Here is a 14053-nt window from a genome sequence, read left to right as displayed (position 1 = left end):
CCGGCTGCCGCCCGTCAGGGGCACATGGCAGGATCGGTGCTGTCCGCATACTGAACACCACCCGAGGGAGTGCCGCCCGTGCCCGGTGAGAATCTGTCCCGCGACGAGGCCCGGGAGCGGGCCGCCCTGCTCTCCGTCGACGGGTACGAGGTGTCCCTCGACGTACGCTCGGCCACCGGAGAGGCGGAGGTCGCGGGTCCGCGCACCTTCCGTTCCGTCACCACGATCCGCTTCCGCTGCAACGAGCCCGGCGCGAGCAGCTTCGCCGACCTGGTCGCGCCGAGCGTCACCGCCGTGTCCCTCAACGGCCGCGACCTCGACCCGAGCGAGGTCTTCGACGGCTCCCGGATCGTCCTGGAGGACCTGGCCGCCGACAACGAGCTGGTCGTCGACGCCCAGTGCGCCTACTCCCGCACCGGTGAGGGCCTGCACCGCTTCGTCGACCCGGAGGACGGCGAGGTGTACCTGTACACCCAGTACGAGCCCGCCGACTCCCGCCGGGTCTTCGCCAACTTCGAGCAGCCGGACCTGAAGGCACCGTTCCGCTTCGAGGTGCGGGCGCCCGAGGAGTGGACGGTGTGGTCCAACGGCGTCGGCGAGCGCGTCGACGGGGTGTGGCGGTTCGCGGAGACGAAGCCGATCTCGACGTACATCACCTGCGTGGTCGCGGGGCCGTACCACTACGTGACGGATTCCTACGAGCGCGTGTTCGAGGACGGGACGCGACTGGAGATCCCGCTCGGCGCGATGTGCCGCAAGGGACTCGCGCCGCACTTCGACGCCGACGACGTCTTCCTGATCACCAAGCAGGGCCTGGACTTCTTCCACGACCGCTTCGACTTCCCGTACCCCTTCGGGAAGTACGACCAGGCGTTCGTGCCCGAGTACAACCTCGGCGCGATGGAGAACCCGGGGATGGTGACCTTCCGCGAGGAGTACATCTTCCGGGGCAGGGTGACGCGGGCGTCGTACGAGGGCCGCGCCAACACCATCCTGCACGAGATGGCGCACATGTGGTTCGGCGACCTGGTCACCATGGAGTGGTGGGACGACCTGTGGCTGAAGGAGTCCTTCGCCGACTTCATGGGCGCGTTCGCCAACGTCGGCGCGACCCGCTTCAAGGACGCCTGGATCACCTTCGCCAACCGCCGCAAGGCATGGGCGTACCGCGCCGACCAGCTGCCGTCCACGCACCCGATCACCGCCGACATCCGCGACCTCCAGGACGCCAAGCTCAACTTCGACGGCATCACCTACGCCAAGGGCGCCTCCGTGCTCAAGCAGCTGGTGGCGTACGTCGGCCAGGACGCGTTCCTCGAGGGCGCCCGGCGCTACTTCAAGCGGCACGCGTACGGCAACACGCGCCTCGGTGACCTGCTGTCGGTGCTGGAGGAGACCAGCGGGCGGGACATGGCCTCCTGGGCCCGGTCCTGGCTGCAGACGGCCGGCGTCAACTCGCTGACCCCGCAGGTGCTGCTGACCGCCGAGGGCCGCGTCGACGAGCTGGCGGTGGTGCAGGAGGCCGCTGAGTCGCACCCCGAGCTGCGCCCGCACCGCGTGGCGGTGGGCCTGTACCGGCGTACGGCCGAGGGCGCGCTGGAGCGGTACGCGCGCGCCGAGGCGGACGTCGACGGTCCGCGCACGGTGGTGGCGGAGCTCGCCGGTGCCGAGGCGCCCGAGCTGGTCCTCGTCAACGACGACGACCTCACCTACTGCAAGACCCGCTTCGACGAGACCTCGCTGGCGACGCTGCGCGAGCACCTGGGCGCGCTGACCGACCCGCTGGCCCGCGCCCTGTGCTGGTCGGCGCTGTGGAACATGACGCGGGACGCGCTGCTGCCGGCGCGGGACTTCATTGCCCTGGTGCTGCGGTTCGGGGGGCGCGAGTCCGACATCGGGGTGCTCCAGATGCTGCACGCCTGGGCGGAGTCCGCGCTGGTGCACTACGTGGCCCCCGACTGGCGGGAGGCCGGGGGCCGGCTGCTCGGCGAGGGCGCGCTGCGCGAGCTGCGGGACGCGGCGCCGGGCAGCGAGCAGCAGCTGGCGTGGGCGCGGTTCTTCGCGGCGGTGGCCTCGGCCGAGGACGAACTGGGGCTGCTGCGGGGGCTGCTGGAGGGTACGGAGAAGATCGACGGCCTGGACGTGGACCAGGAGCTGCGCTGGACCTTCCTGGAGCCGCTCGCGGCGCACGGCGCGGCCGACGAGAGCGTGCTGGCCGCCGAGCTGGCCCGCGACGACACGGCGTCCGGCAAGCGCCACCAGGTGCGCTGTCTGGCCGCCCGCCCGTCGGAGGCGGTGAAGGCGCAGGCCTGGGCGCAGGTCGTGGAGTCGGACGCGCTGTCGAACGCGCTGGTGGAGGCGACCATCGCGGGCTTCGCGCAGCCCTCGCAGCGGGAGCTGCTCGCGCCGTACGCCGAGAAGTACTTCGCGGCGATCGAGCGGGTGTGGGACGAGCGGTCCATCCAGATCGGCATGGACGTGGTCCGGGGCCTGTTCCCGTCGTTGCGGGACTCCCGGGAGACGCTCGACGCGACGGACGCGTGGCTGTCCGCGCACGAGGACGCCGCGCCCGCGCTGCGCCGGCTGGTGCTGGAGGCGCGGGACGACCTGGCGCGGGCGCTGCGCGGACAGGCGTGCGACGCGGCTGCCGCCGGTCGTTGAGAGCCGGCCGAAGCGACGGGGCCCCACACCCTTTGAGAGCCCATAGCTCTGGCCAATGATTTGGCGCTGCGTCATCGTTACAAGATGCGTGCACTCCGGCCGTAACCCCTGGCCCCGGCCAACCGGACCAGGGGTTTTCGGCATCCGAACACCCGTCCTTTAGGGCGAGGTTGTCCGGGTTTGGTGATGGGTGTGTAACAGCGGTTAAGGGGCGGATACGGCGCGGGAAATCCCCGGTCATGACGCACAACACCCCGCTCTCCCCGCGCCCCCTCCACCACCTGGCCGACGGCCGGCGCCGCCTGATGACGGCCGCTCAGCTGCGGACGCACGGAGTATCCGCCGCCGAGACCCAGGAGCAGTGCCGGCCCGGCGGCCCCTGGCAGCAACTCCTCCCCAACGTCGTCCTGCTCCACCCGGGTCCGCCGACGAGCGAGGAACGCCTGCACGCGGTGCTGCTGTACGCGGCGCGGGACCGGACCGCCGGGGGGAGCGCCGGGGTCACCGCCGGCGTGCCGGTCCAGCCGGGCCGGGAGGAGACGCCCGCACCCGCCTACGCCGAGGCGATGATCACGGGCCTGGCCGCGCTGACGCTGCACGGCTTCGTCACCGCTCCCCCGCTGCCGTCGCTGGACGCCATCGACGTCCTGGTCCCTCGGCTGCGCCGACTGCGCACGACGGGCTGCGCGCGGATCGTACGCACGACCGCGCTGCCCACCGCCGAGCAGGTCACCGGGGTGCCGGTCGCGCCGGTGGCGCGGGCGCTGGCCGACGCGGTGGCGGAGCTGACGGACGCGGGCGCGGTCCGCCGGCTGCTGACGGAGGCGGTGCGCTCCGGGCACTGCGAACCGGCCGCGGTGGTACGGGAGCTGAACCGGGCCCGGCTGCTGAGCCGCCCGCACGTGGTGGACGCCGTGGACTCGCTGGTCGCCGAGGGACGGGCCCTGGCGGAGCAGCGGCTGTACCGGATGGTGCGCGAGCACGGTCTGCCGGAGCCGGTCTGGAACGTCGACCTGCGCCTGCCCGGCGGCCCCCACCTCGGCGGCCTGGACGCCTACTGGCCCGAGCAGGCGGTGGCGCTGGAGCTGGACACCCGCGGCCACCGGCAGCAGCAGGACGACGCGCTCTGGGCGGAACACGCCCGCAAGCGCGAGCACCTGGAACGACTGGGCATCACCGTCGTGCACGTCACGCCGCGCAAGCTGCGGGACTCCCTGGAGCACCAGGCGGCCGTCGTCCGTACGGCGTTGATGGCGGCCGGGGACCGGGCACCCGCGGCGTACGTCGTGGTGTTGCCCCGGTAGTGACGGCCGGGAGCGGCATCAGGAGGGGAGAGGAGGGACCGCGGGGCGCGTGCCGCCCGGCGGTCCCTCCTCACGTGTCCGGCAGGACTACAAGTCTCACAGGATTGTCACAGCGCGCCCCATACGTCCCCGATGGCGTATGGCGGAAGTACGCCATGACTCCATCCCGTCCCGGACAACTCTCCCCAAACAGTGATCCCTTGAGTAAAGCTGAGCGGTCGTCCGGGATCGGATTCCGGACTGCTTCGGCCAGGACCGATCGGGCCCGGTCGTTGACGCACGTTCCTTTACCTACAAGGGATGCCGATGACCCACACCCCCCAGCGCGAACCGATATCGGGCGCGAGACGCGCGGCCCGCACAGCCGTGGCCGCGGGTCTCGTCGCCGCCCTCGCGGCGGCCGCACCGATACCCGCGGCCTTCGCCGCCGACGACCCGTGGACCGCGCCACCCGCCGACGCCTCCGTGAAGTCGGCGCACGACAAGCTCGGTTCCGACGACGCCGACCTGCTCGCCGAGGCGAAGGCGGACGGCGCCAAGAACGTCACGCTGATGGTCGCCACCGCTCCGGGCCGGACCGAGCAGGTGGCGAAGGAGCTGGACGCGGTCGGCGGCGGCACCGTCGGCCGGACCTACGACGAGCTCGGCTACGTCCGCGCCACCGTCCCCACCGCCAAGGCGGACTCGGCCATCGCCGCCGCCGCGAAGCTCTCCTCCGTGCACGGCATCGACCTGCGCGACGAGATCCCGCTGGACGACCCGACGCCGGGCGCGGACATGGCCAAGGGCGCCGCCGAGAAGGGCCGTTCCTACCCGGCGCCGGACCGCGGGACCCCCGCCGAGAACCCGTACAACCCGTCCTTCGAGACGGGCGCCGTCGACTTCGTGAAGAAGAACCCGAAGGCGGACGGCCGCGGCATCACCATCGGCATCCTCGACTCGGGCGTCGACCTCGGCCACCCGGCGCTGCAGAAGACCACCACCGGCGAGCGCAAGATCGTCGACTGGGTGACCGCGACCGACCCGGTCGTCGACGGCGACCGGACCTGGCGCCCGATGACCGCCTCGGTGACCGGGCCGACCTTCACCTACGGCGGGCAGACGTGGACGGCACCGGCGGGCTCGTACCGGGTCAGCACCTTCCTGGAGTCGTACACCACCGGCGGTGACGCCGCGGGCGACGCCAACCGGGACGGCGACACCACCGACTCCTGGGGCGTCCTGTACGACGCGGCGGCCGGCACGGTCCGCGTCGACCTGAACAACAACCAAGACTTCGCCGACGACACCCCGATGAAGCCCTACAAGGACGGCTTCCAGATCGGGTACTTCGGCACCGACGACCCGAAGACGGACGTGGCCGAGCGCCAGCCGTTCGTGGTCGAGATCCGCAAGGACGTCGTCCTCAACGGGGCCGGCGCGAAGGCCGACTTCGTCAACATCGGCGTGATCGAGGGCTCGCACGGCTCGCACGTGGCCGGACTCGCCGCCGCCAACGGCCTGTTCGGCGGCCGGATGGACGGTGCCGCGCCCGGCGCGAAGATCGTCTCGTCGCGCGCCTGCACCTGGAGCGGCGGCTGCACCAACGTCGCGCTCACCGAGGGCATGATCGACCTCGTCGTCAACCGCGGCGTCGACATCGTCAACATGTCGATCGGCGGCCTCCCGGCGCTCAACGACGGCAACAACGCGCGCGCCGAGCTGTACACCCGGCTCATCGACACCTACGGCGTCCAGCTGGTGATCTCCGCGGGCAACTCCGGCCCCGGCGCCAACACCATCGGCGACCCGAGCCTGGCCGACAAGGTCATCTCGGTCGGCGCGTCCATCTCCCGCGAGACCTGGGCCGCCAACTACGGCTCCGCGGTGGAGAAGAAGTACGCGATGATGCCGTTCTCCTCCCGCGGCCCGCGTGAGGACGGCGGCTTCACGCCGACGCTCACCGCGCCCGGCGCCGCGATCAACACCATCCAGACCTGGATGCCCGGCGCCCCGGTCCCCGAGGCGGGCTACGACCTCCCCGCCGGCTACGGCATGCTCCAGGGCACCTCGATGGCCTCCCCGCAGGCCGCCGGCGCCTCGGCGCTGCTGCTGTCCGCCGCGAAGCAGGCGCGCATCGACCTCACCCCGGCGAAGCTGCGCACGGCGCTGACCTCCACCGCCGACCACATCAAGGGCGTGCAGGCGTACGAGGAGGGCGCGGGTCTGATCAACATCCCCGACGCCTGGCGGTCGATCCGCAAGGGCGCCACCGCCCACGAGTACACGGTCAAGGCGCCGGTCGACACCGCGATCGACCAGTTCCTCAAGACCCCGGGCTTCGGCACCGGCCTCTACGACCGTGAGGGCGGCCTGAAGCCGGGCGAGCGCAAGACGTACGAGATCACGCTCACCCGCACCTCCGGGGCCGACAGGGCGATCCGGCACGAGCTGCACTTCGAGAACAACGCCGGCGGCACCTTCCGCATCGTCGGCTCCGACGAGGTGAAGCTGCCGCTGAACGAGCCGGTGACCGTCGAGGTCGAGGCCAAGCCGCGCTCCGAGGGCCTCAAGAGCGCGATCCTGGAGGTCGACGACCCGCGCACCGAGGGCACCGACAAGCTGGTCATGACCACGGTCGTGGCCGCGGCCCCGCTGGAGTACGACTTCTCCGCGAAGGACTCCGTGCAGCGCAACAGCACCGAGTCGTACTTCGTGACCGTCCCCGAGGGCGCGAAGACGCTCGAGGTGGCGATGGGCGGGCTGAAGGGCGAGAGCCAGACCCGGTTCATCGCCATCCACCCGTACGGCGTCCCGGTCGACAACACCTCCACGCCGTACTGCTACAACAACTACCTCGACGGCAACGGCTGCCGCCCCGACGTGCGCGCGTACGCCGACCCGCAGCCCGGCGTCTGGGAGATCGAGGTCGAGTCGCGGCGCACCTCGCCGCTGCTGGACAACCCGTACACGCTGGACGTCACCGTCCTGGGCGCCACCTTCGACCCCGAGGTCGTGACCGTGCCCGAGGCCAAGGCCGGCACCCCGGCCGCCGCCTCCTGGAAGGTGACCAACCGGCTGGCCGCCCTCGAGGGCAAGCTGGTCGGCGGCCCGCTCGGCTCGGCCGAGACGACGCGTCCGACGATCAAGCAGGGCGAGAAGGCCACCTCCACGGTGGAGGTGCCCGAGGGCGCCACGTCGCTCGACGTCGCCATCGGGGGCGTCTCCGACACCGCCTCCGACCTGGACCTGACGGTCTACGACAAGGACGGCAACGTCGTCGGACAGTCCGCCGACGGCGACTCGGAGGAGTCGGTCTCCGTCCCGAAGCCGGCCGCCGGTACGTACACCGTCGAGGTCGTGGGCTACTCGGTGCCGTCGGGCAGCACGGAGTACGACTACCGGGACGTGTACTTCGCCGCGTCCCTCGGCTCGGTCACCGTGGACGACTCGGCGCCGGTGGAGCTCGGCACGGGCGCCTCGGCGACGTTCTCCGGCAGCGTCACCGCGCTGGCCGCCGCGCCGGAGGGCCGTGAGTTCTTCGGCCGGGTCCAGCTGGTCAACGCCCACGGCACGGCCGCGGGCCTCGGCAGCGTGCGGATCGGGAAGGTCGTGCCGTAGTCCGGTGCGGTGCGGTGCGGTCAGGGGCGGGTGCCTTGTCGGGCGCCCGCCCCTTCGTCGTGGCACCCCGCATCGGGGCGAGGCATACGTCACATCGTCGTGTGGAGCGGGAAGGGATGGGCAGGGGCCGGAACAGCACAGCTTGCGGCGCGGAGACCGGTTGAGGTGAATTTATGCAGCTCAACCGGGTTACCGTCGAAGGACCGCGCCTGCTGTCCGAGCCGCCGCGTCCCAGGGTGCGGGCACTGGGCGCAAAGAATTGGACAGGTGGGCCGGGCTGAGCCCCATGATGGAAAAGTCTCGGCCGAGCAACGCGCGCGTGAACACACGCGCACAAACGGAGAAGGAGTCACCGTGAGGGTCGGAATCGTCGGAGCCACCGGTCAGGTCGGCACGGTCATGCGCAGGATCCTCACGGAGCGCGACTTCCCGGTCACCGAGCTGCGCCTGTTCGCCTCGGCCCGCAGCGCCGGCAAGGAGCTGGACGGGGTGACGGTGGAGGACGCGGCCACCGCCGACTACTCCGGCCTGGACATCGTGCTGTTCTCCGCGGGCGGCGCCACCTCCAAGGCGCTGGCCGAAAAGGTCGCCTCCCAGGGCCCGGTCGTGATCGACAACTCCTCCGCCTGGCGCCGTGACCCGCAGGTCCCCCTCGTGGTGTCCGAGGTCAACCCGCACGCGATCGCCGACCGCCCCAAGGGCATCATCGCCAACCCGAACTGCACCACGATGGCCGCGATGCCGGTCCTGCGTCCCCTGCACGCCGAGGCGGGCCTCGAGGCACTGGTCGTCGCCACGTACCAGGCGGTGTCCGGTTCCGGGCTGGCCGGTGTGGACGAGCTGTTCGAGCAGGTCAAGAAGGTCGGCGACGACGCGCCGAAGCTCACCCACGACGGGTCGGCGGCCGAGTTCCCGAAGCCGGAGAAGTACGTGGCGCCGATCGCGTACAACGTGCTGCCGCTGGCCGGCTCCATCGTCGACGACGGCCTGCACGAGACGGACGAGGAGCAGAAGCTCCGCCACGAGTCCCGCAAGATCCTGGAGATCCCGGAGCTGAAGGTCTCCGGCACCTGTGTGCGCGTGCCCGTCTTCAGCGGCCACTCCCTCCAGATCAACGCCCGCTTCGCCCGCCCGATCAGCGTGGAGCGCGCCAAGGAGCTGCTGGCCGGCGCCCCCGGCGTGGCGCTCAGCGAGGTGCCGACCCCGCTCCAGGCCGCCGGCCAGGACCCGTCGTACGTCGGCCGCATCCGCCAGGACGAGACCGTGGACAACGGCCTCGCCCTGTTCGTCTCCAACGACAACCTGCGCAAGGGCGCCGCCCTGAACGCGGTGCAGATCGCGGAGCTGGTGGCGGCGGAGCTGAAGGGCTAGGGCCTGTCCCAGCCCCGCCTCACCTCGTAGAGGAAGCAGCCGTACTCGACGGCCCGGACGTGGACGAACGCCACGGCCGGGTCGTCGAACGCTTCCCGGAGGGCGGGCGCGAAGCCGTCGGGCCCGTCGTCGGCCTCGACCAGCCGCCCGCCCAGGATCCGCCCGTCGGTGGAGTAGCGGCGGAGCGTGCGGTGCGCGCCGGTGAAGGCGAGGCCGTCCCCGTCCGGCCCCGCGCACTCCTCGGCGTGTATGAAGACCGGCCCCTGCTCGTCGTACGCGCCCGGATCGGCGCCCGCCCCGGCCGCCCAGCGGCGCAGCGGGGCGTAGGAGACGAGGGCGATCCTTTCACCCGGGCGGCTGCGCCGCAGGCAGCAGCGGAGCGGGGCGCCTCCCTCCTCATCGGTCAGCGGGGCCGGCGCGCGGCCCGCGTCGTCGGTGGTGCGCAGTTCCTTCAGGGCGGCCGGCGGGACGGGCCGTGCGGTGTAGTGCTGCATGACACCCAGGCTCGCGCGCGCCCGGCGCGCGCACCGGCGGGAAACGGACATCGCGTTCCGTGCGGCCCACGTGGAAGGATGGCGCAACCCACACATAACGAGGAGATGACCGCGTGCCTGGCACAAACCTGACTCGCGAAGAGGCGCAGCAGCGGGCGAAGCTGCTGACCGTTGACTCGTACGAGATCGATCTCGACCTCACCGGCGCGCAGGAGGGCGGCACCTACCGGTCCGTGACCACGGTGCGCTTCGACGTGGCGGAGACCGGCGTCGAGTCCTTCATCGACCTGGTCGCACCGACGGTCCACGAGGTGACGCTCAACGGCGACGCCCTCGACCCCGCCGAGGTGTTCCAGGACTCCCGTATCGCCCTGCCGGGGCTGCTGTCGGGGCGCAACATCCTGCGCGTGGTCGCCGACTGCGCGTACACCAACACCGGTGAGGGCCTGCACCGGTTCGTCGACCCGGTCGACGACCAGGCGTACCTCTACACGCAGTTCGAGGTGCCGGACGCGCGCCGGGTGTTCGCCAGCTTCGAGCAGCCGGACCTGAAGGCGACCTTCCAGTTCACCGTGAAGGCGCCCGAGGGCTGGACGGTCATCTCCAACTCGCCGACGCCCGAGCCGAAGGACAACGTCTGGGAGTTCGAGCCGACCCCGCGCATCTCGTCGTACATCACGGCGCTGATCGTCGGCCCGTACCACTCGGTGCACAGCGCCTACGAGAAGGACGGCCAGTCCGTCCCGCTCGGCATCTACTGCCGCCCCTCGCTCGCCGAGCACCTCGACGCGGACGCCATCTTCGAGGTGACCCGGCAGGGCTTCGCGTGGTTCCAGGAGAAGTTCGACTACGCGTACCCGTTCAAGAAGTACGACCAGCTCTTCGTGCCGGAGTTCAACGCGGGCGCGATGGAGAACGCGGGCGCGGTGACCATCCGCGACCAGTACGTGTTCCGTTCGAAGGTGACGGACGCCGCGTACGAGGTGCGGGCGGCGACGATCCTGCACGAGCTGGCCCACATGTGGTTCGGCGACCTGGTCACCATGGAGTGGTGGAACGACCTGTGGCTGAACGAGTCGTTCGCCACCTACGCCGAGGCCGCCTGCCAGGCCGACGCGCCGGGCTCGAAGTGGCCGCACTCGTGGACGACGTTCGCCAACCAGATGAAGACCTGGGCGTACCGGCAGGACCAGCTCCCGTCCACGCACCCGATCATGGCGGACATCCGCGACCTGGACGACGTGCTCGTCAACTTCGACGGCATCACGTACGCCAAGGGCGCGAGCGTGCTCAAGCAGCTCGTCGCGTACGTCGGTGAGGACGCGTTCTTCCGGGGCGTGCAGGCGTACTTCAAGCGGCACGCGTTCGGCAACACGCGCCTGTCCGACCTGCTGGGCGCGCTGGAGGAGACCTCCGGCCGCGACCTGAGGACCTGGTCGAAGGCGTGGCTGGAGACGGCCGGCATCAATGTGCTGCGCCCGGAGATCGAGACGGACGCGGAGGGGGTCATCACGTCCTTCGCGATCCGCCAGGAGGCCCCGGCGCTTCCCGCGGGGGCCAAGGGTGAACCGACCCTGCGGCCCCACCGCATCGCGATCGGCGCCTACGACCTCGACGCGAACGGCAAGCTCGTGCGCGGCGACCGCGTCGAGCTGGACGTGGACGGTGAGCTGACGGCAGTACCGCAGCTGGTCGGCAAGCGCCGCCCGGCGGTCGTGCTCCTCAACGACGACGACCTGTCGTACGCCAAGGTCCGCCTGGACGAGCAGTCGCTGGCCGTCGTCACCGAGCACCTCGGCGACTTCACCGCGTCGCTGCCGCGCGCCCTGTGCTGGGCCTCGGCGTGGGACATGACCCGGGACGCGGAGCTCGCCACCCGCGACTACCTCTCCCTGGTCCTGTCCGGCATCGGCAAGGAGTCCGACATCGGCGTGGTGCAGTCGCTGCACCGCCAGGTGAAGCTGGCCATCGACCAGTACGCCGACCCGACCGCCCGCGAGGCGCTGCTCACCCGCTGGACCGAGGCCACGCTGGCCCACCTGCGGGCCGCCGAGGCGGGCAGCGACCACCAGCTGGCGTGGGCGCGGGCCTTCGCCGCGACGGCCAGGACGCCGGAGCAGCTGGACCTGCTGGACGCGCTGCTGGACGGCACGCAGACGATCGAGGGCCTGGCCGTCGACACGGAGCTGCGCTGGGCGTTCGTGCAGCGCCTCGCGGCCGTGGGGCGGTTCGGCGGCTCGGAGATCGCCGCCGAGTACGAGCGGGACAAGACCGCCGCCGGTGAGCGCCACGCCGCCACCGCGCGTGCCGCCCGCCCGACCGAGGCGGCCAAGGCGGAGGCCTGGGAGTCGGTCGTGGAGTCCGACAAGCTGCCGAACGCCGTGCAGGAGGCGGTCATCGCCGGCTTCGTCCAGACCGACCAGCGCGAGCTGCTGGCGCCGTACACGGAGCGGTACTTCGAGGCGCTGAAGGGCGTCTGGGAGTCCCGTTCGCACGAGATGGCGCAGCAGATCGCGGTCGGCCTGTACCCGGCGGTGCAGGTGTCCCGGGAGACCCTGGACCGCACGGACGCCTGGCTCTCCTCCGCCGAGCCGAACGCGGCCCTGCGCCGGCTGGTCTCGGAGTCCCGCTCGGGCGTGGAACGCGCGCTGAAGGCCCAGGCGGCGGACGCGGCGGCGCAGTAACTCCGCCACGCGGCAGGACCAGGGGCGCCCGGTGTCGTGCCGGGCGCCCCTGGTGTGCGTTGCGCCCGGACGTCGTTCAGCCGTCGCCGCCGGGGGCGTTCGGGCGGGCGTCCGCCACCGTGCGCAGGGCCGTGAGGACCGTGCCGACCGCGGCGCCCTCCCCGGCCCCCTTGCGCACCGCCGCGACCACGTGCCGTACCGGGCGGTCCGCGTGCAGCTCGCGCATCACCACACCGTCGCGCGGCACGGCCGCCATGCGCGGGACCAGGGCGACGCCCATGCCCGCCTCGACCATCGCGAGGATCGCCGTCCAGCCGGCCGCCGCATGGCCCTGGTGGGGCCGGAACCCGGCTGCCTCGCAGGCTCCGCGGGTGATGTCGGACCAGGGCCCGCTGCCGCCGAAGATCCACGGTTCGGCGGCGAGGTCGGCCAGCCGCAGTTCGTCGGCGGCGGCGAGCGGGTGGTCCTGGGACAGGGCGACGTCCAGCGGGTCGGCGAGCAGCGGCACCCGGGTGAAGCGCGGGTCGGCGGCGGTCGGGGCCTGGGCGGCCAGCGACAGCGCGAGGTCCACCTCGCCGGCGGCCAGCAGCTCGTACGCCTCCTGCGCCTCCGCCTCCCTCACCCGCACCGCGATCCCGGGGTGCGTCACCCGCAGCGCGGTCACCGCCGGTACGACGAGCGCGGGTACGGCGGTGGAGAAGGCGCCGACCCGCACCTCGCCGGCCTCCCCGTGGACGTGGGCGGCCAACTCGGCGTCCGCACGTTCCAGTTGCTCGAAGACGGCCTCGGCGTGCCGCAGTACCAGCCGGGCCGCGTCCGTCAGCCGGACGCGTCTGCCCTGGGCCTGGAGGAGCTCCACCCCGAGCTGCCGGGAGAGGTTCGTCAGCTGCTGGGACACGGCCGACGGCGTCATGCGCAGCGCCTCGGCCGTCGCGGTCACCGTGCCCCTCTCCCGCAGCGTGCGCAGGATCCGCAGCTTGCGGATGTCCCAGTCGGCCATGGCGGCAACCTACCGGCGCGCGCCCGCGCCGAGGACGACGCCGCCGAGGATCAGCGCCATGCAGCCCGCCTGCGCCCAGCCGGTCGGCTCGGCGAGCAGCGCCCAGGACAGCAGGGCGACGCACACCGGCTGGAGGTAGTAGACGACCCCGGCGCGGGACGGGCCGATCAGGGAGATCGCCTTGTTCCACGCGAAGAAGGCGACCGCGGACGAGGCGATGCCGACGTAGAGGAGGGGCAGGACCGTGCCCGGGGACGGTGTGAAGCCGCCCTGGACGGCGAGGCTGACGGCCTGGGCGGGCAGCAGCATGAGCGTGCCGAACAGGAACGTGGTGAAGAGGAACGCGGCACCGTCCAGACCGGCGGGCCGGCGGCGCAGCAGCGCGCTGTACGACCCGAAGCAGCAGGCGGCGGCGATCATCCACAGGTCACCGGCCGAGAAGGACGCCCCGCCTCCGACCAGCAGCAGCACACCCGCGCAGGCGATGAGCAGCCCGGCGATCCGGCGGGCGCCGAGCCGTACGCCGCCCGCGCGTTCGTAGACCGCCATCAGCACCGGGGACGCCGCCATGATCATGCCCATGTTGGCGGCGGGGGTGGTGACGCCGGCCTGGTTGACGAGGGTGTTGTAGACGGTCACGCCGAGCAGGGAGGCGAGGAGGACGAAGCCGAGGTGGCGCCGGATCAGTGCGCGTTGCCGCCAGGCCCGCCGGGCGCCGAAGGGGGCGACGACGGCGAGGGCCACCACCCAGCGCCAGAACGCGTGCTGGACGGGCGGCACGCTGTCGCCGAGGGCGCGGGAGGTGACGAAGCTGCCGGACCAGACGAGGGTGGCGAGTACGGCGAGACCGATGCCGAGGGCGACGGGGGCCCCGGGGGTGTGGGGGGCAGCGGCGGAGGTGGGGGCGAGGGTGGTGGTCCGGCGGTCGGCTACGGCCAC

The 14053-nt window shown here is 72.2% G+C and carries 8 protein-coding genes; 5 read left to right on the top strand and 3 right to left on the bottom strand.

Translation table 11 applies throughout. The features are described from left to right. The first annotated feature begins 78 nt into the window (after positions 1-78). From pepN (ACIGO6_RS01920) to ACIGO6_RS01905, 4 genes are all read left to right on the top strand, one after another. Complete coding sequence (gene pepN, locus ACIGO6_RS01920; protein WP_399869989.1) at positions 79-2661, top strand: aminopeptidase N; 2583 nt, start codon at positions 79-81, stop codon at positions 2659-2661. A gap of 239 nt (positions 2662-2900) precedes the next feature. After that, the gene (locus ACIGO6_RS01915) at positions 2901-3965 is read left to right on the top strand and encodes a hypothetical protein (RefSeq protein WP_399869987.1); all 1065 of its coding nucleotides are present in this window, start codon (positions 2901-2903) and stop codon (positions 3963-3965) included. A 306-nt stretch (positions 3966-4271) separates the two neighbouring features. Further along, positions 4272-7565 carry a S8 family serine peptidase gene (locus tag ACIGO6_RS01910; protein WP_399869985.1) on the top strand — a complete coding sequence of 1098 codons (3294 nt, stop codon included), beginning with the start codon at positions 4272-4274 and terminating at the stop codon, positions 7563-7565. 354 nt (positions 7566-7919) lie between these two features. Beyond that, positions 7920-8936: an aspartate-semialdehyde dehydrogenase gene (locus tag ACIGO6_RS01905; RefSeq protein WP_399869984.1), complete on the top strand. Its 1017-nt coding sequence runs from the start codon at positions 7920-7922 to the stop codon at positions 8934-8936. On the opposite strand, the gene ACIGO6_RS01900 is transcribed toward ACIGO6_RS01905, so the two are convergent. Then, positions 8933-9430, bottom strand: coding sequence for a DUF1203 domain-containing protein (locus ACIGO6_RS01900; protein WP_399869982.1), 498 nt, complete (start codon positions 9428-9430; stop codon positions 8933-8935). The genes ACIGO6_RS01905 and ACIGO6_RS01900 overlap by 4 nt on opposite strands. A 113-nt stretch (positions 9431-9543) precedes the next feature. On the opposite strand from ACIGO6_RS01900, the gene pepN (ACIGO6_RS01895) reads away from it, so the two are divergent. Further along, positions 9544-12114, top strand: a complete 2571-nt coding sequence (gene pepN / locus ACIGO6_RS01895) for an aminopeptidase N (RefSeq protein ID WP_399869981.1) — start codon at positions 9544-9546, stop codon at positions 12112-12114. A gap of 76 nt (positions 12115-12190) precedes the next feature. Here the strand turns inward: pepN (ACIGO6_RS01895) and ACIGO6_RS01890 are convergent, their stop codons facing one another. Next, positions 12191-13114 carry a LysR family transcriptional regulator gene (locus ACIGO6_RS01890; protein ID WP_399869980.1) on the bottom strand — a complete coding sequence of 308 codons (924 nt, stop codon included), beginning with the start codon at positions 13112-13114 and terminating at the stop codon, positions 12191-12193. 9 nt (positions 13115-13123) lie between these two features. Then, positions 13124-14053, bottom strand: coding sequence for a DMT family transporter (locus ACIGO6_RS01885; RefSeq protein ID WP_399869979.1), 930 nt, complete (start codon positions 14051-14053; stop codon positions 13124-13126).

Origin of the sequence: Streptomyces sp. NPDC053750, assembly GCF_044544295.1 — a bacterium.
GTDB lineage: Bacteria > Actinomycetota > Actinomycetes > Streptomycetales > Streptomycetaceae > Streptomyces.
The sequence above is the reverse complement of the archived record's forward strand: the minus strand, read 5'-3'. Positions and strand labels throughout refer to the sequence as shown.